The sequence below is a fragment of the Thermomicrobiales bacterium genome (assembly GCA_041390825.1).
GTDB lineage: Bacteria > Chloroflexota > Chloroflexia > Thermomicrobiales > UBA6265 > JAMLHN01.
This window is the reverse complement of the sequence record JAWKPF010000005.1, coordinates 231,323-254,794: the sequence shown is the minus strand read 5'-3', so window position 1 is coordinate 254,794 and position 23,472 is coordinate 231,323. Positions and strand designations below refer to the sequence as shown.

Annotated in this window: 24 protein-coding genes; 17 read left to right on the top strand and 7 right to left on the bottom strand. The window is 61.3% G+C overall.

Annotated features, from left to right (window positions below; genetic code table 11):
• Window positions 1–42: 42 nt before the first annotated feature.
• Genes R2855_02420 through R2855_02410 form a run of 3 tightly spaced genes read right to left on the bottom strand, consistent with a single transcriptional unit; the run spans window position 43 to window position 1,279 of the window.
• Window positions 43–198 (bottom strand): hypothetical protein, encoded by a 156-nt coding sequence (locus R2855_02420; protein MEZ4529861.1) that lies wholly within the window; start codon window positions 196–198, stop codon window positions 43–45.
• Window positions 144–851 carry a sigma-70 family RNA polymerase sigma factor gene (locus R2855_02415; GenBank protein MEZ4529860.1) on the bottom strand — a complete coding sequence of 236 codons (708 nt, stop codon included), beginning with the start codon at window positions 849–851 and terminating at the stop codon, window positions 144–146. The genes R2855_02420 and R2855_02415 overlap by 55 nt, the downstream gene beginning before the upstream one ends.
• 29 nt (window positions 852–880) lie before the next feature.
• Window positions 881–1,279 carry a sigma-70 factor domain-containing protein gene (locus R2855_02410; GenBank protein ID MEZ4529859.1) on the bottom strand — a complete coding sequence of 133 codons (399 nt, stop codon included), beginning with the start codon at window positions 1,277–1,279 and terminating at the stop codon, window positions 881–883.
• A 2,223-nt stretch (window positions 1,280–3,502) separates the two neighbouring features.
• On the opposite strand from R2855_02410, the gene R2855_02405 reads away from it, so the two are divergent.
• From R2855_02405 to R2855_02380, 6 genes are all read left to right on the top strand, one after another.
• Window positions 3,503–3,877: an ATP-binding cassette domain-containing protein gene (locus tag R2855_02405; GenBank protein ID MEZ4529858.1), complete on the top strand. Its 375-nt coding sequence runs from the start codon at window positions 3,503–3,505 to the stop codon at window positions 3,875–3,877.
• Window positions 3,874–4,494 (top strand): ATP-binding cassette domain-containing protein, encoded by a 621-nt coding sequence (locus R2855_02400; protein MEZ4529857.1) that lies wholly within the window; start codon window positions 3,874–3,876, stop codon window positions 4,492–4,494. The genes R2855_02405 and R2855_02400 overlap by 4 nt, the downstream gene beginning before the upstream one ends.
• Before the next feature lie 151 nt (window positions 4,495–4,645).
• Window positions 4,646–4,993, top strand: a complete 348-nt coding sequence (locus R2855_02395; GenBank protein ID MEZ4529856.1) for a hypothetical protein — start codon at window positions 4,646–4,648, stop codon at window positions 4,991–4,993.
• A gap of 36 nt (window positions 4,994–5,029) precedes the next feature.
• Window positions 5,030–5,629 (top strand): dephospho-CoA kinase, encoded by a 600-nt coding sequence (coaE, locus tag R2855_02390; protein ID MEZ4529855.1) that lies wholly within the window; start codon window positions 5,030–5,032, stop codon window positions 5,627–5,629.
• Between the two features lie 65 nt (window positions 5,630–5,694).
• Window positions 5,695–6,312: a DsbA family protein gene (locus tag R2855_02385; protein ID MEZ4529854.1), complete on the top strand. Its 618-nt coding sequence runs from the start codon at window positions 5,695–5,697 to the stop codon at window positions 6,310–6,312.
• Window positions 6,313–6,470: 158 nt separating this feature from the next.
• Window positions 6,471–7,295 (top strand): hypothetical protein, encoded by an 825-nt coding sequence (locus R2855_02380; GenBank protein ID MEZ4529853.1) that lies wholly within the window; start codon window positions 6,471–6,473, stop codon window positions 7,293–7,295.
• Between the two features lie 30 nt (window positions 7,296–7,325).
• Here R2855_02380 and R2855_02375 read toward each other — a convergent pair whose 3' ends face one another.
• The 4 genes from R2855_02375 to ald form a co-directional block, all read right to left on the bottom strand.
• On the bottom strand, window positions 7,326–8,081 hold the full coding sequence (locus R2855_02375) for a DUF3105 domain-containing protein (GenBank protein MEZ4529852.1): 756 nt from the start codon (window positions 8,079–8,081) through the stop codon (window positions 7,326–7,328).
• Window positions 8,082–8,186: 105 nt separating this feature from the next.
• On the bottom strand, window positions 8,187–9,599 hold the full coding sequence (locus tag R2855_02370) for a glycine--tRNA ligase (protein MEZ4529851.1): 1,413 nt from the start codon (window positions 9,597–9,599) through the stop codon (window positions 8,187–8,189).
• Between the two features lie 79 nt (window positions 9,600–9,678).
• A complete protein-coding gene (locus tag R2855_02365; protein MEZ4529850.1) occupies window positions 9,679–10,638 on the bottom strand; it encodes a tyrosine recombinase in 960 nt (319 codons plus the stop codon).
• A gap of 50 nt (window positions 10,639–10,688) precedes the next feature.
• On the bottom strand, window positions 10,689–11,801 hold the full coding sequence (gene ald, locus R2855_02360; GenBank protein ID MEZ4529849.1) for an alanine dehydrogenase: 1,113 nt from the start codon (window positions 11,799–11,801) through the stop codon (window positions 10,689–10,691).
• Between the two features lie 312 nt (window positions 11,802–12,113).
• Between ald and R2855_02355 the strand changes: the two genes are divergently transcribed.
• The 11 genes from R2855_02355 (at window position 12,114) to R2855_02305 (ending at window position 23,358) form a co-directional block, all read left to right on the top strand.
• Entirely contained in the window at window positions 12,114–13,961 is a 1,848-nt protein-coding gene (locus R2855_02355; GenBank protein MEZ4529848.1) for an ABC transporter substrate-binding protein, read from the top strand.
• A 60-nt stretch (window positions 13,962–14,021) separates the two neighbouring features.
• A complete protein-coding gene (locus R2855_02350) occupies window positions 14,022–15,404 on the top strand; it encodes a site-2 protease family protein (protein MEZ4529847.1) in 1,383 nt (460 codons plus the stop codon).
• 18 nt (window positions 15,405–15,422) lie between these two features.
• A complete protein-coding gene (ispG, locus tag R2855_02345) occupies window positions 15,423–16,595 on the top strand; it encodes a flavodoxin-dependent (E)-4-hydroxy-3-methylbut-2-enyl-diphosphate synthase (protein MEZ4529846.1) in 1,173 nt (390 codons plus the stop codon).
• 35 nt (window positions 16,596–16,630) lie between these two features.
• Window positions 16,631–17,329, top strand: coding sequence for an RraA family protein (locus R2855_02340; protein MEZ4529845.1), 699 nt, complete (start codon window positions 16,631–16,633; stop codon window positions 17,327–17,329).
• A 143-nt stretch (window positions 17,330–17,472) separates the two neighbouring features.
• Entirely contained in the window at window positions 17,473–18,606 is a 1,134-nt protein-coding gene (locus R2855_02335; GenBank protein MEZ4529844.1) for an ABC transporter substrate-binding protein, read from the top strand.
• On the top strand, window positions 18,607–18,777 hold the full coding sequence (locus R2855_02330; GenBank protein ID MEZ4529843.1) for a hypothetical protein: 171 nt from the start codon (window positions 18,607–18,609) through the stop codon (window positions 18,775–18,777).
• Window positions 18,778–18,794: 17 nt separating this feature from the next.
• Window positions 18,795–19,925, top strand: coding sequence for an ABC transporter substrate-binding protein (locus R2855_02325; GenBank protein ID MEZ4529842.1), 1,131 nt, complete (start codon window positions 18,795–18,797; stop codon window positions 19,923–19,925).
• Between the two features lie 33 nt (window positions 19,926–19,958).
• Window positions 19,959–20,804, top strand: a complete 846-nt coding sequence (locus R2855_02320) for an ABC transporter ATP-binding protein (GenBank protein MEZ4529841.1) — start codon at window positions 19,959–19,961, stop codon at window positions 20,802–20,804.
• The gene (locus tag R2855_02315) at window positions 20,801–21,571 is read left to right on the top strand and encodes an ABC transporter permease (protein ID MEZ4529840.1); all 771 of its coding nucleotides are present in this window, start codon (window positions 20,801–20,803) and stop codon (window positions 21,569–21,571) included. The genes R2855_02320 and R2855_02315 overlap by 4 nt, the downstream gene beginning before the upstream one ends.
• Window positions 21,568–22,503, top strand: a complete 936-nt coding sequence (gene menA, locus R2855_02310; protein ID MEZ4529839.1) for a 1,4-dihydroxy-2-naphthoate octaprenyltransferase — start codon at window positions 21,568–21,570, stop codon at window positions 22,501–22,503. The genes R2855_02315 and menA overlap by 4 nt, the downstream gene beginning before the upstream one ends.
• Before the next feature lie 3 nt (window positions 22,504–22,506).
• The gene (locus tag R2855_02305) at window positions 22,507–23,358 is read left to right on the top strand and encodes a metallophosphoesterase (GenBank protein MEZ4529838.1); all 852 of its coding nucleotides are present in this window, start codon (window positions 22,507–22,509) and stop codon (window positions 23,356–23,358) included.
• The last annotated feature ends 114 nt before the right edge of the window (window positions 23,359–23,472 follow it).

Sequence of the window (23,472 nt, the reverse complement as noted above, 5' to 3'; positions counted from 1 at the left end):
CTTCCAACGTGCGCGGCCGCTCGTCGATCATGCCGAAACGCATCATGATGACGTCCCGCTCGCGCGACGAGCGATGCCGAGCGCATCCTTGTTACGCTTCTTCAGGTCCTCGTTGCTGGCGATATCGGCCGGGGCAGGCGCTTTCAAGTCCTCGATGAAATCCTTGGAGTTGCTGTCCTCTTCCTCGCCGATCGGCATTTCCAGCGAGACCGGATCCTGGCTGATTTTGAGAATCGCGCACACGGTCCGGCGGCATCTGTTACCTCGCGATCTCCTCCAGTTGGCTCGCGTCCAAGCTCCTGTTGCAGTTGGCGGCTCTTACGAATCACCCGGTTGATCGTTCCACCATGCACCGGAATGCAGATCGTGCGCGCCTGATCCGCAATCGCGCGCGTGATTGCCTGCCGAATCCACCAGGTGGCGTAGGTGCTGAACTTGAATCCCTTGTGGTAGTCGAACTTCTCGACGGCCCGAATCAACCCAGAGTTCCCTTCTGGATCAAGTCGAGCATGCTCATCCCGCTGCGAATAGCGTTTCGCAACGGAAACCACCAAACGGAGATTGGCACGGTCAGCGCGATCTTGGCGCGTTCGCCCGATTCGATCGTGCGAGTCGAACGCCCTCGAGACGACTCGATCGCTCGCGGAAGATCTGATCGACGAGTTCCGAGCTCGGCCATTGATGGCGCGGAGCGCACTTCGCTTTTGCAGCACCGACGGGAAGAGTTCCCACTCGACGAACCGCTGGCGAATCGAACCTTCCCAATTCCTCCAGGCGAAAGCTCGTATTGCTCCGTAATGACCTTGACATGTTCGCTCCGGCACCTGGCTGAGCGGAAGCACGGCAAGCATGCGATCTTTGCCGATGTCCGGGATCATCATCATAGGCAAGGGCATAGAGCCCTTCGATGTGCGGCCACCCTTGCTCGAACGAATGGAAGAGCGCTCGCCCAAGCACATCGGCGGCAGGAGGTTCCCCAAAGTCGTTGGTAAGCTGCGCCCGGCGCTGCGCCAGGTACGCCCGCGTTCCATCGCCGAGGCCAGCTCGATCTCCTTGCGGCATCGAGCAGCTTGACCTGGCCGATCTCCCGCAAATACATGCGCACGGAATCGTCCAGATTCGCCGGGCCAACGTCAGAGTTGACCTGTTCGATTTCGATCTCGAACGCCTCGATGATGTCATCATCCAGTTCGGCTGGAGCATCGACATCGGCAAGCGGTTCGATCGACGAGCTGGTGGTTGCTTCAGTATCGACGGCTTCGATGATTGCTTCGAACAACGCGTCATCCGTCCCGTCCTCGAGCTCGAGTAGTACATCCCTCGCTCAAATCATGGCCTCCATTACCTTCGATCGCCCCGCCATTCATTGCGGCGCCATCCTGAACTATTAATGTCTGGATCGGTTGAAAAGTGGCTGCGATGCCTCAGAGCGAGGCCATTGGTTGGACTCATCTCCTTCGTACTGGTCGTCTTGCGGCGTGCGATTCGACATCGATTGCTCCGGACGCTTGGAAGGTCGCTCGGTGAAACTGGGCGCTCAGGCGCGGTTCGGTCGCTTCTTCTCCAGCGTCGGTCAGGGGATGCCCAACGCTACTACCAAACGTCAGTCCGTGCAAATCTGTGACATCGGTCAGATCAGGCGCCGACGGCAACCATGTCGAGCGCGAGCGAATCGGCATAGGTCTCCGCCGTCGTATCAGCGTCGCCTTTCCCTCAGAGACGAGCACGACCGCAGGCTTGAGCGCGAGATTGTAATTGCTCGCCATAGGAATGCAATAAGGCGCCTGCCTGGAATGGCCAGCAAATCGCCGCTTCCAGGCGAGGAAGCGCGATGTCGCGAACCAGCACGTCGCCCGATTCGCAGTATTTCCCAGCGATCGTGACTGTTTCCGTCCCTCGCCGTTTCGGTTGGCCAGTTCGGCCGTGTATTCCGCATCGTAGAGAGGGCGAATATTGTCCGCCATTCCGCCGTCCACCGAGACATAGGTGCCGGACATCGCCGTCGATGCATCTCCGCGACCCGACTGTAGAGCGCCACTCCCGCTGGACCGACTATCCAACGGCCCGGCTCGAACACGAGCAGTAAGCTGCGGCCAGTTTCGCATGCGCGCAACTGCGCTCGAGCCGCGTCGGCAGTCGCGCCCATCCATTCGGCAATGTCCATCTCCGGCATTCCCTCCAGGTATGAAATGCCCAATCCCCGCCGGGTGAGACAACTTCCACCTCGATTCCGTGTACAGCCCGCATCTCTGCTGCAGAGGCGATGATCTTCTCGATTGCCAGCTCCGCAACGTGTTCGTCGAAGAGCTGAGATCCAAAGGTGGCAATGGAATCCCTTGAGCGTGATTCCCGGAATCTCGATCAGCGCGTACGACCGCTTCTGCTGCGTCACCGTTCCAGAGGGGAAGCCGAACTTCGAATCGAGCACTCCGGTGGCGATCTTGTCGTGGGTATGCGTCGATGCCGGGGTTGACCCTGAGCATCACCGGAACGGGTGTGTCACGCCCCTGTGTCAACTCGGCAAGCAGATCGAGTTCATGCAAGTTGTCGACGGCGATCAGCTCGATCCCGGCGTCGATTGCCTCCGCCAGTTCCTGGCGGCTCTTGTTGTTGCCGTGAAATGTGATGACGCTCGGATCGACCCCGCTCCGAGAAGCGCAACGGGCAGTTCTCCCCGGAGACGACATCGATGCCCAGCCCTTCTTCCCGCCAGGATGGTCAGGATCGCAGGCAGCTCCAGCGCTTTCGAAGCGACACCGCCCGGCTCCCCGGGCCACCCGACAGCGCGGCGGCCACGGCTGTCCGCGCCAGTCACCGATGCTCGCCTCATCGAAGACGTAGAGGGAGTTCCATACATTTCAGCGAGCGCAACGGTCGAGACGCCGCCGATCGCCAGTTCGCCTCTGGCGCCGCGATCAGGTTCCTTCTGGCCAGAGCATTGTTCGTCCTTGGTCGCGTTAATGGGTCATCCGCCGCGCGTGAGTGTAGGGATGCCCGCTCGATGCGCACAAGCCACCCGGGTGCGCGAGCGCGCATTTGTATACTTTCCGGCTGATCGGCTCGCATGAGACGACCGATATTCGTCTGTCCAGGTAAGCGCAATGCCCCTAATCCGACCATTCTTTCTGTGCGGCAACGGAAAGCGATTCGGAAGCGAGCAAATCTTCTCCGGTATTTTCGTTTCAGGTTGCCGAGCGCGAACGTCCTTCTGGTCGGCGTCAACAGCGCTGGCAAATCGACCGTGCTGCGCATCATCGCCGGCATCGAAGAGCAGAGCAGGCGTCGTCGTCAAGTCCGACGGCGGTGATCACCTATCTGCCGCAGGAAGCGCGATTCGATTCCGACCGCACCGTCACTCGAGAAGCGCAGGAAGCCTTCGCTCCCGTCATGGCCGCGGCCGATAGGATGCGCAGCTCGAGCACCTCATGGGCGTCGTCGACGGCGATTCGTTCGATGCGCTCATCGATGAGTATGCCCAGCTTCAGCAACGTTTCAGGGCCCCATGAGTGGTTTCGAGATGGAGCATCGCACCGAGGAAGTTCTCTCCGGACTCGGGTTCGAGGAGGAGCAGTTCATTCAGCCAGTCAAACAGCTCAGCGGCGGACAGAAAACCCGTGTCGCGCTGGCCAAGGCGCTTCTGGCGGACCCGGATCTGCTGTTGCTCGATGAGCCGACCAACCATCTCGATCTTGCGATGCTCGACTGGCTCGAAGACTTCCTGCGAAGTTGGGGCGGCGCCTGCCTGATTGTTTCGCACGACCGCTATTTTCTCGACAAGGTCACCACCGCACGCTCGATCTCTCCTTCGGCCGTGTCGAGGACATCCCGCTCCGTACGCCGGCTACCTGAAACTCCGCGAGGCGGAGCTCGGCATTGAAGGAGTACGAGGAGCAGCAAGAGTTCATCGAGAAGACCGAGGAGTTTATCCGCGCCGATTTCGGGCCGGACAGCGCTCCCCGGGAAGCCCGCGGCCGGCAGGGCGCGACTCGACCGGCTCGAACGCATCGAGCGTCCACGCGAGCATCAGGAACTCAACATCAACATTTCCCCGGTGACCAGGAGCGGCGAAACCGTCCTGCGGACGTCCCGAAGCTCACGGTTGGCTATGCCAACAAGCTGCGCGGGAATCTCGACGAGCAGGACATCCTGGTGCGCACACCCGAACTGCTGATCGAGCAGGAAGTTCGCGTCGGCCTCATCGGTCCGAACGGTGGAGGCAAGACCACCCTTCTCCGCACCCTCGCGGGCGATATTCCCGTGCTCAAGGGGCACTTCGAGTTCGGCACCAACGTCCAGGTTGGCTACTACGCGCAATCGCATGAGCGGTTGCCGCTCTCGGTACACCCTTGTCGGTCGTTCTCGATGCGCAACCGATGGGCAGGGAATCGCGCACCTTTCTGGGCCGGTTTCTCTTTTCCGACGACGATGTATTCAAGCCAATTGAGCGCTTTCTGGCGGCGACGTTCCGCTTGGCGCTTGGACTCTTGCTCCTGAAGCGAGCGAACTTCCTCGTGCTCGACGAGCCGACCAATCACCTCGATGTCTCCGGCGCGCAGATATGGAAGAGATGCTGTCCGGTTTCCGGAACGCTCCTCTTTGTTTCGCATGACCACTATTTCATCGACAAACTGGCCGCAAACTCTGGGTGGTGGGACAGGCTGTCGTCCAGTCGCTCGGCAACTATTCCGACTATCAACGCAAGAAAGCTGCAAACGCCGCTGCGCCTCCGCAGGCCAGGGCGGTCAAGCTGGCGCCGAAGCCGGTCCCAACCACTCCCGAGACAATCGTTCTGAGAGCGCAGTGCGCAAAGCCGTCGCGCATGCGGGGCGGGAGATTTCGGCTCGAAAGCAAGCTCAACGAAATCAGCGATGCGCTCACCATTGCCGAGGTCGATCAGGATTTCGAGAAGATGGCCGACCTGAGCGGGCGCTTCGAGCACGGCGCAGGAGCAGCTGGAGTTGGCCTACGAGGCATGGGAAGCCGCCAGCGCTGAACTGCAGGAGATGATGGAAGAGGCGGCTGTTTCGCTGTGCGGCCGTATCTGATCGGCGTCACCGGCAACATTGCGTGCGGCAAGAGCGCAGTCATGTCCATGCTGCGCGATCTGGTGCAACGATCATCGATGGCGATCTCGTCTATCGCGATCGGCCAGTCCTACAGCTCTCCGCTGGTCCAGCAGCTGTCCGATGTCTTCGGCAACGAGATCGCAAATGACGACGGCTCGCTGAACCGAGCGCTGGGCGACATCGTCTTCTCTGACCCCGAGGCCCTGTACCGTCTCGATCACCTCACACCCGGCCGTTGTCGACGAGGTCCTGCGACGCATCGATCTGGCCCCACCCCGGTCGTCGCCACCGAGGGCGTCAAGCTCATCGAAAGCGGTCTTGGAGACCAGTGTGATGAGATCTGGGTGGTCATGTGCGATCCCGCACGGCAACGTGAGCGCCTGGTGGCGACACGTGGCCTGTCGCAAGAGGAAGCCAATCGGCGTATCGCGTCCCAGCCGCCATTGGGCGAGAAACTCGCCAGGGCCGATATCGTCATCGCGAACGACGGGACACTCGACGAGCTGCGCGCGCAAGTTGGCGCAGCGTGGATGCGGTCGGGCGCGTCCCGGGTCGTCGGGTGATACTTACGCCACGGCTACGAAACGTAAGCCGCTGATACTGCAACAGCCACAAGTTGGAGGAAATCGTGTCGCACCCCCTCGTTGTCGAGGTCTACTACGATTATGTCTGCCCGTATGTCTACGCTGGAGCCCTTTGGGTGCGCGATGTGAAGACTGCCCTCGGTGACGAGATCGAGTTCGTTTGGCGTTCATTCCCGTTGGAACAGGTCAACTCCGCCGAAGGGCCGGAATGGAAGGTATGGGAACAGGCCGACAACTATGTCAGCCGCGGGTTTTCTGCACTTCGCGGCGCCGAAGCTGCCAAACTCCAGGGTCCCGACCATTTCATCAACTACCACTACTCCATCCTCGAAGCGCGTCACGTCGAGGATCAGAACATTGGACGCAAGAACGTGGTGATCGATGCGGCACGGACCGCCGGTCTCGACATGGACGCATTCGAGCGCGCGCTGGCCGACCGATCGCTGCTAGCCAACATTGGCAACGACTATGAAACGGCCCGCGCTCAGCATGGTGTCTTTGGCACCCCGACGTTTGTCTTCCCCGGAGGCGAAGCCGCCTACATGAAGATGCGTCCGAAAGCGCCGGAAGAAGACGCTGTCACGGTCTGGAACGATTTCGTCGCCACGGTCGTAGGCCGGCCGTATGTCCACGAGATCAAACGGCCGTACAAACCGGAGTAGCACCGATTTCGGAGCCAATCGACCGACCAGAACGCATCCTGCAACCGGAGCGCGTTGCCGCCATTCGCAACGCGCTCCTCGACTGGTTCGAGACGAACAAGCGTGATCTGCCGTGGCGCCGCACACGCGATCCCTATCGCATCCTGGTTTCTGAGGTCATGCTGCAGCAGACGCAGGTCGACCGCGTCATTCCCTACTACGAGGAGTTCCTCGCAATCCTCCCTTCGGTTCAGGCGCTGGCGGACACGCCCCCATCCGTCGTCATCACGCTCTGGAAAGGATTGGGATACAACCGGCGAGCGGTCAACCTCCAGCGCACCGCCCAGGCTGTGATGGAGCAATTCGCAGGCGTCTTTCCGAGCTCTCCGGACGAGTTGGTGAAGCTGCCCGGCATTGGTCCCTACACTGCCGGAGCGATCGTCTGCTTTGCATTCGAGCAGCCGGCGGTCTTTCTCGACACGAACATGAAGCGTGTGCTCCATCGCCTCGTCGTCGGTGCGGATCTGCCGCACCCGACAGCAACAGACCGCGAGCTGCTCGAATATGCGAGGCAGCTACTGCCGCCGGACGATGCCTGGCGCTGGAATCAGGCGCTCATCGAGTTTGGCGCGTTGCAATGCACGGCTCGCAGACCCGCGTGCATCGTCTGTCCACTGCAAACGCAATGCGCCGCATTCCCGGCGATTCAAAGTGTCATCGCCGCTCTTCCGATTGGCGTCCGCAAGAAGCACGAAGAACCCTTTGCCGGGTCGAATCGCTATTTTCGCGGCCGCATCGTCGATAGTCTGCGAGCCGCGGACGGTGGAGAAGTCCCCCTCAGCACGCTGGGGGCTCTGGTCCGGGATGACTATGCAGCCGAACACTCCGAATGGCTGATCGGTCTGGTGCGCGATCTGGAACGCGATGGACTCGCCAAGGTCGCCGAACCAAGGGCCACATACTCCACTGCCGAAAACAACGAACCGCTGGTCTCACTTCCGTGAGCCAGCGGTCCGATCGAGAGTGAGTGCAGCCTATCCGACCATCGTATCGATGCCGGTGCACGAGGCGCCCCGTTCCGGTGTTTGGGGTCCCTGGATGAAGTAGTTCATGAACTGCGTGGCGCGGACATCGCTGAGTGAATCCAACGCCAACTGGTTGTTCCACGCGGTGAAGACGAACGGCGATTCCTGATCGTCGTACTCGCTGACAATCAGATACGACCGATCATCCGTCCAGCTCTCCAGCTTCTCCTTGTCGGATTCAGAGATATCGGACGTGTAGGTGATCCAGACTGCGCCGTGTTCGAGCGAATGGACCACATTCTCGTTCGCGACTTTGCCGTCATAGAACTGGCACGTCTGCCAGACCGGGTTGTGCGTCCCGCCGACTGGTGGGGACTCGGTGTAGGCAACTTCGCCGTCCGAGTGATCGCCGCCAGTGTAGTTGTAGACAGCAACACCCTCCGGCAACCGATTCTCGTCACGTGTGGTGATCCAGTTGTAGACACCGTAGCCGATGCCAAAGAGCACGAGCAGCGCCAACACGATTCCACCCAGCTTGAGCAGTTTCTGCTCGCGCTGCTGCTTGGCTGGAGCAGATTTGCGATCGATCCGCTTCTGCTCGAATTGCGCGCGGCGCCGCTCTCCCCGCGTCGCGGGAATCTCATGCTGCTGATTGGCGCCTGGATGGTGCGCCTCTTCCTGTATCGACTCGGTCTTCTTCGGCGTATTGCTGGTCGTCGACTTCGAGCTGGTCGACTTGTTCGACTTCTTGCCGCTTGATGCCATTCGTGATCTGCTCTCCAAGAAAACCGGCCTGGCGCTGGCCACGCCTGGCCGGATGGGTGTCAAGTCCGGCGATGATACCACCCAAATCTGGGAATTCCCTGATGTCTATTGGACCTTGTCAGCCACCCAACTCACGACATCGCCAATCGAAATCCGCTCTTGTTCGGTCGTATCGCGGTCGCGCACGGTGACCTTCCGATCCTCGAGCGAATCGGGGTCGACCGTGACGCAGAACGGCGTGCCAATTTCGTCCTGTCGGCGATAGCGCTTGCCGATATTGCCGGTTTCATCGTAGTCGACGAGGAAACCTGTCTCCCCCTGCAACCGATCGAAGATGTCGCGCGCAATCTCAGTGAGCTCCGGCTTCTTCATCAACGGCAAGATCGCGGCTTTGTACGGCGCCACCTTGGGATCGAGACGCAGCACGATTCGGGTGTCCGGTTTCCCGTTCACATCGACCGTCGATTCCTCGTCGTAGGCATCCAGCAACACGACCAGGATCGTGCGATCCACCCCAAAGGTTGGTTCGATCACGTATGGCAAAAAACGGGTGCCGGACTCCTGATCGAACCAGGAGAGGTCTTCTCCGCTGAACTCCTGATGCTGGCGCAAGTCGAAGTCCGTCCGATTGGCCAGCCCATAGAGCTCCTTCCAGCCCATGGGACCGGGGAACTGATACTCGAAGTCGATCGTCCGATCGGAGTAGTGCGAGAGTTCGGCTTGCTCGTGCTCGCGAATGCGGACGAACTCGTCGGTCAGCCCGAGCGCGGTCACCCACGCCTTCATTGCATCGATCCACTGCTCGAATGCATCTCCAGCAGTCTCTGGCCGAACGAAATATTCGATCTCCATCTGTTCGAACTCGATGTCGCGGAAGATGAAGTTGCCCGGGGTGATTTCGTTCCGGAACGATTTCCCGATCTGCGCCACGCCAAACGGCAGTTTCACCCGTGAGGTGGCAACGATGTTCTTGAACTGGACGAACATCGCCTGCGCCGTCTCCGGGCGCAGATAGACCTCGACACCGGTTTCCGACACTGGCCCGATCGTGGTCTTGAACATCATGTTGAACTGGCGAGCGTCGGTCAGGGTGCGATTTCCGCATTTCGGGCAGGTTGGGTTCGCCTCCCGAATGACCGCGCTCATCTCATCGGGGGTCAGGCCGGCGGCTTCCTTGCCCAGCTTCTCCTCGATCAGGTGGTCGGCCCGAAACCGAGCCTTGCATGTCTTGCAGTCGACCAACGGATCGTTGAAGTTGACGACATGGCCCGATGCCTCCCATACGCGTGGATGCATCAGGATGCCAGCATCGAGCCCGACGATATCCCTGCGCCGATGAACGAAGGTCTTCCACCACAGCTGCTTGATGTTGTTCTTCAGCTCGACACCAAGCGGACCGTAGTCCCAGGTGTTGGCCAGACCGCCGTAGATATCCGATCCGGGATAGACAAATCCTCGCCGCTTGCACAGAGCGACGATCTTCTCCATGGATGCGGCTCGTTCGACGGTGGTGCTCATCGGCTCCTGCTCTTTCCAGACAAACAAGTGGCGGGGCCACGACTCCGTGACCCCGCCGTGGCGAAACGATTATGACAAATCAACCGTCGGCGCGACTGATCGCCAACTCTTCCACGACGATTGTCTCGCTCTCGAGCACGGGACCGTCATCGACCGAAACCAGCTTGTAGACCTGCGTGGTGGAGATGCTGACATGCCCGAGGAGTTGCTGCACGTCGCGCAGCTCCGCGCCGTCGCGCAGCGCATGGGTCGCAAACGAATGCCGCAACGTGTGGGGCGTGATGTTGTCGATCTTGGCTTCTTCGGCATACGCCTTGAGAATCAGCCAAAATCCCTGGCGGGTCAGCCGGGACCCACGATGATTGACGAACAGCGCGTTTTCATCGGGATTGGCCAACTCGGTGCGACCGTTCTTGAGATAGTCGTCGATCGCATCGATCGCCTGTTCACGCAACGGCACGAGTCTGCGCCGTCCGGCCTTGCCCGGGCACGCGACCTGATTGGAATCGAAATCGACATCGTCGACATCCAGCGCCACCAGCTCGCTCACGCGCATCCCGGAGGAATAGAGCGCCTCGATCATGGCGAGATCCCGGAGCGCATCGGGTCGCCGGGATTTCGCGGCCTGCCTGGGCTCGTCGAGAAGCTGGCGGACTTCCTGCTCGGAAATGGCGCGTGGAACGTATCGGTCGACCCGCGGGGAAGCGAGCGACTGCGATGGATCCTCGCGCAGCACGCCGTTGTCGGTCAGGTAATGGCAAAAAGACTTCAACGCCGCGGTCTTGCGGGCAACAGTGGAGGCCGCGTATTGCCGCCCGTACATGTACGAGAGGTAGCGGCCAAGATGCTCCGACGTCAAACCACTCCATGAGGAGAGCGGAGCCAGCTGGTCTTCCTGTGGCGGCGCGGCCAGATATCCGGCGAACTGGCTTAGGTCATTGCGGTAGGCGGCGACAGTGTTGACGGAGAAGCCCCGTTCGTTGGTCAGTTCGTCGATGAACGCGTTGACGGTTGTGTGTAGGGACTCTTCCGACTGCATGCCTCTGCTTCCACACGCCTGGGCCAAATACGAGCCGACCAGACCTCGACTCAGGCAACCGATTGCCACGATGAGTATGGCAGATCGAAGGCGTCTGCCACTGCCTGATACACAATATGTCCATTGAGGACGTTGATCCCAGCCGCCAGAGCCGGATCGGCTTCCGCTGACGCGACCAGTCCATGGTCCGCCAGCGCAAGGGCATAGGGAAGGGTGACATTCGAAAGCGCGATGGTGCTGGTGCGCGGCACGGCCCCCGGCATATTGGTTACGCAGTAGTGGATCACACCCGAGACTTCGTAGGTCGGTTTGCTATGAGTGGTCGGTTTGGCGGTTTCGATGCAGCCGCCCTGATCGATGGCCACATCGACCACCACCGATCCAGTGCGCATCTGATCGATCATCGACGCGGTCACCAGCCTCGGCGCCCGCGCTCCGGGAAGCAAGACCCCACCGATCACCAGATCCGCATCAGCCACTGCATCACCGATTGTCGTCCGGTTCGACGGAAGGGTTGTCAACCGCCCGTGCAGCAATAGGTCCAGTTGACGAAGACGGTCGACATTGAGATCGATGATCGACACACGAGCACCCATGCCGAGCGCGATCTGCGCGGCATTGGTCCCCACGATGCCACCGCCGATGATGACGACGTTCGCCGGTTCGACACCCGGAACCCCACCCAGCAGTACGCCATAGCCGCCCTCGTTGCGTTGCAGATAATGGGCGCCCACCTGGACCGACATTCGGCCAGCGACTTCGCTCATCGGGGTCAGCAGCGGGAGCGATCGGTTTGGCAGCTGGACCGTTTCATAGGCCACTGCCTGCACCTTCCGCTCCATGAGGCAGCGGGTGAGCGCCTCGTCCGCAGCCAGATGCAGGTAGGTGAAGAGGAGCTGATTTTCGCGTAGGAGGTTGTACTCGGCAGGAACCGGTTCCTTGACCTTGAGCAACATGTCGGCTCGATCGAACACCGCGGCATGCGAGGGAATGATCTCCGCCCCGGCTCGCTCGTAGGCGCCATCGGAAAAGCCGCTTCCGTCGCCCGCTCCCGCTTCCACCAACACGCGATGCCCGTGCGCGACCAGCTCCGCAACGCCCCCTGGCGTTGTCGACACTCGGCCTTCGCGGTCTTTCACTTCAGTGGGAACGCCAACGATCATCTCGGCCCTGCCTTTCCGGCTCCTCATCGCCCAAGCCGAACCCACGTTGGCCAGATCGGGCGTTCCTGATCCGCTTCATCGCGAAACACGCGCATGCGACCGGGAAGTATGCAAGAGGATTGGCGCAATCCGCCATATCGCGCACTGCGTCGATTTCATAACCAGCGAGCCGTTTGCCATGGCCCACACTACCGCTCAGGACACACGGCTCAAGACCCCGTTTCCGCCGTGTCGGGTATCATGCCGGGTCACGAGAGATTCGGGTTCGAGCGCGCCGCGCTGACCCTGGCATCACCGAGGGAGTTCATGCACGTGCGCAGCGGAGAAACCGCGATTTCGTCCTGGTTGGCGCAGAGCCGATTGTTGGTAGTCGGTCTGATCCTGTTGCTGGTGCTCGCCGCTTGCGGTGGCGGCGATGGCGACAAGAAGGACAACACGCCAACTGCGGCCCCCCAGACCCAGGCGAGCCCGATCGCCCAGCGCGAAACGTGCATGGCCGCGGTCACCACTTCGACCGGCTCCCCCACCGCCGGCGTTGCCTCACCCTCTCTTCTGGAGCCACCTACCCGCGAGGAGTTCACTGCCGAGCTGCTGGCCGCCTGCCCAATGTCCGAGGCCGCGCAAACCGGAGGCACGGTGTTGCTTGCGGAAGCCGGCGATATCAGCACCGTGAACGGTCTACTGACCAACGACACAACCACCCAACTGATCACCGGCGCGATTTTCGAGTCGCTGATTGGCATCAGCCCGCTCGATGGACGTCCAGTGCCTGGTCTGGCCGATTCGTGGGATGTCGCGGATGACGAATTGACCTATACCTTCCATCTCAACCAGGATGCCACATGGCATGACGGCGTCGATTTCACCGCCGAAGACGTTGCCTTCAGCTTCGACGCCGCGCTCGATCCGAACACAGGCTTCCCCTATCGCTCGATCGTCAACGATGCGGTCGAAAGCTACCGAGTCATCGATGAAAACACCTTCGAGATGAAAGCGCGCGAAAAGCTGGTCACCTTCCTCTACGAAGGTCCCGGCGCGATCACCATCATGCCGAAGCACATTTGGGGCGATGTCGAGCCCGCGAGTTGGTCGTTTGATGGTGGCAGCACGGGTCAGGATCCCGCGCGAGTGATCGGAACCGGGCCGTTCAAATTCCAGGAATGGGTGCAGGGCGACCATGTCAGTGTGGTGCGCAACGACGACTACTACGACAAGGTGCCCTACATCGACGGTCTGACACTTCGCGTCCTTCCCGACTCCGACAGCTCGGTGCTGGCGCTCAAGCAGCAGGAAATCGACATCATGGAGTTCGTGCCGCCGGCGCAGATGGCCTCGGTACAGGCGACCGATGGCCTTGCGGTCGATGTCTACGATTTCTTCAACTTCACCTACTACGCCTTCAATCTCGATCCTGCCCAGACCGAACTGTTCCAGGACCAACGGGTCCGGCAAGCGCTCTTCTACGCGCTCGACCGCAACTCGATTACGCAGAACATTTACTTCGGCTATGGAGAGGCCGCCGTCGGCACCCAACCGCCCATCTCACCGGCGTATGCCCCCAGCCAGATGCAGCCGCCATATGACTTCGATCCCGAGAAAGCAAAGGCGCTGCTGGCGGAAGCGGGTTGGACGCTCGACGACGGGGTCATGACCAAGGATGGCCAGAAGCTGGAGTTCGACTTCCTCTACTCCGGTGGGGAACCAGTGGTCGACCAGCTGGTCACCTACATGAAAGAAGCGTGGGAGGAAATCGGCGTCAAGATCGATCTGACTTCGATCAACGGCGCCGCGCTCATCGAGCGGCTCGAATCGGGCGATTTCGACATGGCGTTGCTTGCGGTGAGCCTCTCGCCGGATGGAAACCAGACCGCGCTCTTCTCATGCGACGCGGCCACAACCGGTCTGAACTTCTCACACTACTGCAGCGAGCAATGGGACACAATCGACGAGCGGCAGCGGGTTGAGTTCGATGCGGACGCACGCACGCAGTTGCTGATCGACCAGTCGCAGCTGGTCTGGGAAGATCAGCCGGTTGGCCCGCTTCGCTTCGGCGTCGCCCGTACCGGGTACGCCACCAAGCTGCAGAACTTCTACCCGAACGGGTTCGGTCTCCTTTGGAGCCTGCCGTACGTCTGGATCGACAGCGGCTCTGGCGGCTGATACATGGTCCAGCCGCCAAGCGCCCCGCAGGCGCGGTGGTACCATTGAGCGTTGCGTCACGTGCTTGGCGACGCGGTTGCCAAGCACCCGCCACTTTGGAGCGACACGTTGCTTTCCCTGAGCTGGTTTTACATCATCCCAATTCTGGGATTTCTGATCTTCATTCATGAATGCGGCCACTTCTTCGCCGCCCGCATGTGCGGGGTCAAGGTCGAGGAATTCGGAATGGGCATCCCGCCGAAGGTCTTCGGTTGGGTGCGCAACGGTGTCGTCTATTCCATCAATCTGATCCCGTTTGGCGGATTCGTGCGCGTCAAGGGCGAAGACGGCGAGAACATGGATTCCGATTCCATGAACGCCAAGTCCCCGGCTCAGCGCGCCTTCTTCCTCTCCGCCGGCATCATCATGAACATCCTCTTTGCGATCTTCCTGATGATCCTGGTCGTCGGCATCAAGGGCGTGCCGCATAACCAGGTCTACATCGCGGGTGTCGGCGCGGGATCACCCGCCGCGACGGCCGGGTGGCAGGTTGGTGACCGGATCGTCTCAGTCGACGGCGAGTCGGTCCAAACCGTGCAAGAACTGGTGAAGGACACCAGATCGAAGGCGGGTGAGCCGGTTCAGTTCGTCATCGAGCGCGGCGGCGAGTACTACCCCAGCACTCTGACCCCCCGCGAAAACCCGCCCGAGGGAGAGGGCCGCATTGGCATCAACCTCGCCGACCCCTTGATTTCCAACGTGGCAGTCACCACGATCGCGGCTGGTTCTCCCGCGGCGGATGCCGGGATTCAAGACGGGGACAAACTCATCTCCGCCAACGGTCGCCCGATCACGAACACCTTTGTCCTGCAAACCGAGCTCACCCGGTTCGAGGGCAGCGAGATGCCAATCGTGATCCAGCGCGACGGTGAAGAGATCACCACGACCATCCTTGTGCCCCCGCGCCAGAACGACGTCACTCCCATCTATGCCGCCGGCTTCGAGGTGCTGAACCAGTCGCCAGTATTCGAGAAGGTCGGTCTGCTGCACGTCATTCCTCGCGGTTTCGAGGAGGCCTGGCGGCAGACCACGCTGATGTTCGACGGAATCGTCCAGCTCGTCACCAATCCGGAGCTGCTTCGGCAGACTGCAGGACCGGTCGGCATGGCGCAGCTCACACACGAACTGGTGGAAACGACCGCGCTGCCGGTCTGGTATACCCTGGCTTCGCTCACGATTCTGCTATCGCTCAACCTCGCCTTCCTCAACTTGCTTCCTCTGCCGGCGCTCGATGGCGGCCGGCTCATGTTCGTCCTGATCGAGCTCATCCGCGGGCGCCGCATTGCGCCCGAGAAAGAGGGACTCGTTCATCTCGTCGGTTTCATCGTGCTCATTGGGTTCATGTTCATCATCATGTTCAATGACGTCCGGCGGATCATCAGCGGAGACTCGTTCTTCGGCTAACGTTTGGAGTACCCCAAGATGCTTGTCGCACCGCGCCGCAAGACTCGCGTTCTCAATGTCGGCAACATCAAGATCGGCGGCGACAACCCGGTCGTCGTGCAATCGATGGCAACAGCCGACACACGCGACCCGGCTGCCACCCTGGCGCAGATTACCGAGCTAGCGGAGGCCGGATGCGAAATCGTCCGCATCGCTGTTCCCGACCGCAAGGCCGCGGCTGCGCTGCCCGAGATCGTCCCCTACTCGCCCGTCCCGCTCATCGCGGATATCCATTTCGAGCACACGCTGGCGCTCAAGGCGCTCGACGCCGGCATCCACGGTCTGCGGCTCAACCCCGGCAACATCCGCAAGCATGAGGACGTCGTCGAGGTCGTCGAAAAAGCCAAAGAGCGAATGGTCCCGATCCGCATCGGCGTCAACTTCGGGTCCGTGCCACCGATGCCACAGGAGTTTGTCGACGAGATGGCCGCGGTCCACGCGACCCAATCGGAGCTGCGCGCGGAATGGATGGTCCGCACCGCGCTCGGGCACATCAAGATCCTCGAAGATCTCGACTACTACGAAATCAAGGTCAGTCTGAAAGCGTTCGAAGTGCCAGTCATGGTGGAGGCGTATCGCCGCTTTGCCGCGTTGCCGAATGACTATCCGCTCCACCTTGGCGTCACCGAGGCCGGCACCCCACGCGCAGGCAGCGTCCGCTCAGCAGTTGGGCTGGGCACACTGTTGGCGCTTGGCATCGGCGACACGATCCGCGTTTCGCTCACGACCGATCCAACCGAAGAGGTCTTTGTCGGCTTCGAGATCCTGAAGACGCTGGAGTTGCGCCAGAAAGGCGCGACGATGATCGCCTGCCCAACGTGCGGACGGGTCGAGGTCGATCTTTTCAGCATCGCCAACGAAATCGATGTCTTCCTGAACAAGATCGACGAACCGATCCGTGTGGCCGTCATGGGATGCATCGTCAACGGACCGGGTGAAGCGCGTGACGCTGATGTTGGCCTCGCTGGCGGCAACTCCAAAGGCATCATCTTCCGCAAGGGCAAGATCGTGAAAACTGTCCCGGAAGATGAGATGGTCCAGGCTCTCAAGGACGAGATCCTGAAAGTCGTCGATGATCGCCGCAACGGCATCGTCGAGGAATCTGCGAACGAGTTTCAGTACAAGCCGATGCTCACTTTGACATCGGTCTAGCCCAGACGATTCGACGAGAGGGGACCACGTCGCCGATGGCCAGTTTCGTTGCGCCTGACCGCGCATATTCGGATGAGCAGCTCGCATTCCTGAAGTCGGTCGATAGCCCGACCATCGCCAACGCAATCGAACCGTTCGAGCTGCGCGACCGCACCGACGGCTACATCGGCGGCAACATCGGCTGCTTGTATCCCGATCTTGGCGTCATGGTCGGCCAGGCGCTCACGGTAAAGGTATCGAACCCCGCCGGACCGGTCGCGAGTCGCGACGGGTACTGGGCGATGTGGGACGCGCTCGAGCAGATGCCGAAGCCCGCGGTCATCGTCATGCAGGACATCAGCGGCGCCCCGCATCGGTGCGCCTACGCTGGCGAGGTGATGGCCACTCTTGCCACCAGGCTCGGGGCGGTGGGAATGGTCAGCGACGGCGGGTACCGTGACATCGACGAGGTCCACGCGCTCGGGATGCACTACTTCTGTCCATTTGCCGTGGTGGCGCATGGGAACTTCGCCATTCAGGACGTCGGGCAACCAGTCTGGATCGACGGTCAGCGGGTTTCGACCGGGGACATCTTGCACGGTGACGTCAACGGCATCGTCGTCGTTCCACGAGAGACGCTCGACGGCCTGCCGGCAGCAGTCGAAGAGATCCGAGTCCGCGAGCGCCGCGTGATGGATTACATCAAGAGCGACAAGTTCAACCTGGCCGATTTCAAGGTTGGGAAGACGTACTGATACGAATCCGGAGGATTGTGCAGCTTTGCACAATCTTCAGATGTGCCTGCTAGAATGGCCGATCGTGGCAAAGATCAGGGATTGATCGTTTTCACCAGATCCTGATTTCGTTTGTCGATCAACAGCAATGGAGCTTCGCACCCATGCAGCGATTCCTGAGACTACTTCCCGCTCTCGCCATACTGGTGGCAATGGTGGCCGCGCCGTTCCTGGCGGGTGCATCTGTGGCCCGCGCGCAAGAAGGATCTCCCGCCTCTTCGCCTATCACGTGCGAGGTCGCGCCCAAGGCGGACACCACTGCGGCTCCTACCGTCACTCCTGACGCGGCCGGCACAGCCGCCGGAGAGCTTACGCAGATCAAGGTCGGCTTCGTTCCGGTGATGGTCTTTGCGCCGGTTTTTGTCGCGAAAGACCTTGGGTACTATGCGGAGGAAGGACTCGATGTCCAGCTCGAGCCCTTCCCGGGCGGCGCCGATCCGGTGGTGCTGACTGCGAGCGGCGAACTCGATGCCGCTTTTGCCGGCATGGGCCCGGCATTCTGGAATGGCGTAGCGCAAGACCTGCCGATCAAGATCGTCGCTCCGGGCCACGCTGAGGGCGATCCGGTTGCCACACCGCTCATGATTTCGAAGAAGTCCTGCGAGGATGGCACGATCACCTCGGTGGCCGATCTCAAGGGCAAGAAGGTCTCGGTCAATGCTCGTGGAGCGACCGAATACTGGCTGAATGCCGCACTTGGCACCGGCGGATTGACGATCGACGACATCCAGCTCGAGGTGCTCCCCTTCCCGGATGCGGTCGCCGCGCTCGAAGCCGGCGCGGTCGATGCCGCGATGGTCGGCGAGCCGCTGGCCACTCAGGCAGAGCAAGATGGGATCGCCGTTCGGCTCGCTTCCAGCTTTCCGGTGCAGGACATCCAGCCGACCGCCATCATCGCCAATCAGCAGTGGCTCGCAGACAATCCAGAGCAGGCCGAGGCGTTTGTCACCGGGTACATGCGCGCCTCCAAGCTCCTTGCCGATGGCGGACTGGACGATCCCGCGGTGCAGGCCATCATCGAGAAGTACACAGGAGTGCCGGCCGATCTGATCGCGACGTCGGTGCATCCCGTCTTCTCCTCGGACGGGTTTGTGGCATTCGAGGGACTCGGCAAGCTGCAATCGTTCTTCCGCGAGCGTGATCAGCTCGAGTACGACACCGATCTCGATCCTTATGCACTGGCCGATGAAACCTTCGTCATGGCGGCGATGTCGGAGCTGAACCCGAACAGTCCATAGATGCCTGACAGAAATCGTGCCGGAACCATGTGGACCAGCGAGGAAGCGGCCGTCATCATGCGGGTCACGCGGCTGGGTCACTCCGGCAACGAATCACCGGCACATTCGCCGATTGCCAGCAATCGGCCGGCGATCGATGAGCGGTTTGGTGGTTCCCATCTCGCGACATGAAAGGGGCAACGCGACCAATGGTCCGCAAGCTCGGGCAGTGCATAGCCCTCGTCGTCGCCCTGACGCTCCTGCTGGCGCCACTCATCGGCGCATCACTCGCCAGGGCACAAGATGCGACCCCGCAATCGCCGCTGGTCTCATGCGAACCGGAACCGCGACCGGTGCCAGAATCCGTCGACCTGGTATCCGCCCCGGAGGAATCGACTCCCCGAGAGGGCCTCACCACCATCGACGTTGGCTATGTGCCGATCACGGTCGTTGCTCCCCTTTATGTCGCTCAGGAGCTCGGCTATTTTGCCGATGAGGGACTGGACGTTCAGCTCGAAGCGTTTCCGGGAGGATCTGATCTCGTCATCCTGACCGCCAGTGGCGAGCTCGAGGCGTCGTTTGCGGGGGCGGGCCCACCCCTCTACAACGGGATCGCCCAGGATCTTCCGGTTCGAATCATTGCGCCAGGGCACACTGAAGGCGACCCAGTTGCCACGCCACTGATGATTTCGCGTGCATCATGCGAAAACGGGACGATCACCTCCGTCTCCGACTTGCGCGGTAAGAAGGTTTCGATCAACGCCCGCGGATCCATCGAGTACCTGCTGAACGCTGCCCTGTCGACGGGGGGCTTGACGATCGACGATATCGATTTGCAGATCCTGCCCTTCCCGGATGCCGTTGCCGGGCTCGAATCCGGCGCAATCGACGCTGCGCTCATATCGGAACCGTTGGCCACGAAAGCGGAGCAAGATGGCATCGCCCTTCGACTGGTGGGATCCTATCCGCTCTACGGGATGCAGCCGACTGTCATCATCGGAAACGAAAGCTGGATGAACGATGATCCCGATCAGGCGCAAGCATTTGTCACCGGCTACATGCGCGCGTCGAAACTGCTTGCCGAAGGAGGACTGAACGATCCCGCGGTACAGGCGATTATCGAGCAGTACACGGGGGTTCCCGCTGCCCTCGTCGCGGCATCAGTGCACCCGGTATTCTCCGCTGACGGACAGATCTCGCTCGATGGACTGGCAACGTTGCAAAGCTTCTTGCGAGCGCGCGACCAGCTCGAGTACGACACCGATCTCGATCCTGCCGCGCTGATCGATGATCGTTTTGTCACAGCGGCCATGGAGTCGATCGATGCCTCCGATTCCTAGTTTGCGATCGCGAGGACAGACAGGACGGATCATGTGACGGTTGCCGTGGCACATGCATCGGTGGTTGCGCCCAACACGGATGTCAGGACCGATTCGCCGCTGGTCTCCATTCGCGGACTCGGGCGGGACTTCGAGACCGCTGCCGGAACGGTCACCGCCATCCGCGATATCGATCTCGATCTCCGGCAGAGCGAGTTCGTCACCATCGTCGGCCCGTCAGGCTGCGGCAAGACGACCTTGCTGCGCATCATTGCCGGTCTCGAATCACCCACCTCTGGCACGATCGAAACAGCCGGTCTGCCCAGCGATCGGCCCGCCAATGCAATGGTGTTTCAGGGGCGCTCGGTCTTCCCCTGGATGACCGTTCGCCAAAATGCCGAGTACGGTCTGAAGATTCGCGGAACCTTGCAGGCCGAACGAAACAAGGTCATCGATCAGCTGCTCGAAACCGTCGGACTCAGTCGATTCGCCAAGGCATATCCGCATCAGCTCTCTGAAGGGATGCGGCAACGGGTCGCGATCGCGCGCGCGTTGGCGGTCGACCCCGAGCTCCTGCTGATGGACGAGCCGTTCGGCTCGCTCGACGAACAGACCCGCTTCATCCTGCAGGACGAAGTGCTGCGCATTTGGCAAGAAACGCGCAAGACGGTTGTGCTGGTAACGCACTCTATCGACGAGGCGCTTACCCTGGCTGACCGGGTGGTCGTCATGACGGCGCATCCGGGCTCGATCAAGGATGTCGTGCCCGTTCCGCTCGCCCGTCCGCGCGACCAGGCGACCCTCCGTTCCGATCCCGAATTTGGACGGCTCTTCACTCGTATCTGGGAATCTCTTCGTTCAGAAGTGCTCGAAGCCCGCACCGCCGGAGCGGGACGGTGACCATCCGCCAGCGGCGCATTGCCGAGATCGCGCTCACCATTGCTTCACCGATTCTGCTTCTCGTGATCTGGGAACTCATCTCGCGAAGCGGGAGTGTGGATCAGCGGTTCTGGCCGGCCCCATCGTCGCTCTGGGGGACCTCGAGCGACATGTTCCGCAGCGAGAACTTGCTCGGCGAGATATGGATCTCGCTCGAACGCATCCTGGCCGGTTTTGCGCTGGGCGCCATTCCCGGCGTAATCGTCGGGTTGCTGATGGGTATCTCGTGGCCGGTGCGAGCGTTTCTGATGCCGATCGCGACCGCCATCTACGCGATCCCGAAGATTGCGCTCCTGCCGCTGGTGCTGATCGCGCTCGGCACTGGCGAAACTGCACGTTGGGTCATCGTCGCCTTGTCGATCTTTTTCGTCGTTGCCCTCAGCACGATGGGCGGCGTGCTCGCGCTCGATCCCATTTTCACGGATGTCGCGCTCAACTTCGGCGGAAATCGCTGGACGCTCTTTCGCACGGTTGCCCTTCCGGGCGCCACCCCGGCGATCTTCACCGGAATGCGATTGGCGCTGGGCTTCGCGCTCATCGTGGTGGTCGGCACCGAGTTCGTTCGTCCCAATGGCGGCATCGGAAGCCTCATCTGGGAGAGCTACAGCATCCTCTCGATCAAGAAGATGTATGTCGGGCTGATCGTGACCGCCATCCTGGGTTGGCTCCTCATACTCGTGCTCGATCTGATCGAACGGTTCGTCGTTCCCTGGCGCAGCACGCAATGAGCACGGCCACCACGCCCACAGATCTTCCCGCTCCTGGGTCGCTCGGCGCGTGGCTGCGCGCAATCCGCTACCACTCGTTCACCGCTTCGATCATCCCCATCGTGATCGGTTCGGCGCTCGCGCTGGTCTCCCAGTCGATCTCGTGGCCGCTGGTGATGGCCATGCTCATCGCCTCGGTGGCGTGTCACGCTGGCGCCAACATGGCCAATGACTACTTCGACGATCGAAAAGGAGTGGACAACGAGCGCAACCTGGGGCCGCACAAGGTCATTCAGCTCGGCTTGCTCTCGGCCGATCAGGTTCGCAATGGCATGATCATGGCATTTGCGATTGCGACCCTGGTCGGCGTGCCAATCGTGCTTGCCACTGATTGGCGGGTCTTCCTGCTGGCGCTGGCGAGTCTCGGCGCGGCGTTCTTCTATACCGCAGGTTCGAAAGCGTTGGGATACATCGCGCTCGGCGAGGTGACGGTCTTTTTCTTCATGGGACCAGCCATGGTCTGCGGCGCGTATTACGTCCTCACCGGAACTGTGAGCTGGACGGCGTTTCTGCTCTCGATTCCCATCGGCGCCATTTCGGCGGCCACCCTGCACGCCAACAACATCCGCGATATCGAGCACGATCGTGCGGCCGGCAAGGCCACCCTGGCGACATTGCTCGGCCGCGAGCGTTCGTCGACCGAGTATCTCGCATGGATCGTCGCGTCCTATGTGGCGGTGCTCTTGACCATCGCAGTCGAGCCTGCGCTCTGGCCGGTCGCCCTTGTGGCGTTGACCCTTCCAACTGCCTACCGACTCGTTCGGCTCGCCTACGCGGCGCCAGACGCGCCTTCGCTCAACCGGCTCTTGCGCAAGACTGCCGGGCTCCATCTGCAGTTTGGTGTCGCAATGACTGTCGGCCTACTCATGCGGGCACTCCTGGACCGGATGTAGTTCATGACTCGCAACAGGCGGTCGGCCGCATTCGTGATAGCCGTCATCACGGGACTCTTTCTCTACTGGCGGTTGCGCCATGTGCATCCATACCAACCGGTGCTCGAGCGGATTTCGCTGCCGCTCCCCTCAGGCGCCGAGGCGCTCGATGGGCTCCGCGTCGCCTTCGTCACCGACACCCACTCTGGACCGTTCACGAGCGCCGATGATATCCGTCGCGGGATCGCGCTCTTCGATGACGAACCCATCGATCTGCTGCTGCTCGGTGGTGACTACGTCTCTGAGTCGAACATCTACGCCACGCCCATGGCAAACGCGATCGCTCCGCTGGCGGCGCGCGCGCGTCTGGGCGCAATTGGCGTCCTGGGCAATCACGACCTTCCGCTGGGTGTCGACCGTGTGCGGTCAGAACTCGAGCGCATTGGAGTGACTGTCCTGCGCAATGAATCGATCATCATCGACGTCGACGGCGCCCACCTGGCGATCGCCGGCATCGACGACACAGTCGTGGGCAACGCTGATCCAGCGCGCGCGTTTGCCGGCATCCCAGCGGGAGTTCCTGTCCTGGCGCTTTGGCATGAAGCTGATTTCGCCGAAGCGGCAGCGCATCTCGGCGCGTTCGCGCAGCTATCCGGCCACACGCATGGCGGTCAGGTGCGCCTGCCATTTGTCGGTTCGATCTGGCTTCCGCCGGACGGCCGCAAACGCGACCTCGGCCTGTACACGGTCGACGGAATGCCTGTGTACATTTCGCGCGGTCTGGGGGTCTACCGGCCACCGGTGCGCTTCCTGGCGCCTCCCGAAGTCACGCTCGTAACACTTCGCTCGCATCTGCCGTCGGCGATCATCGCTTGACCGGATGCAGCGCGAGCCACCACCGCCGCGGAATCTACACTTCGTGAAGCATGTCATCCCGGGTTGCTCCGGCTGACCTCGTGGCCGTTAGCAATGCTTTTCTAGAAGGACGCA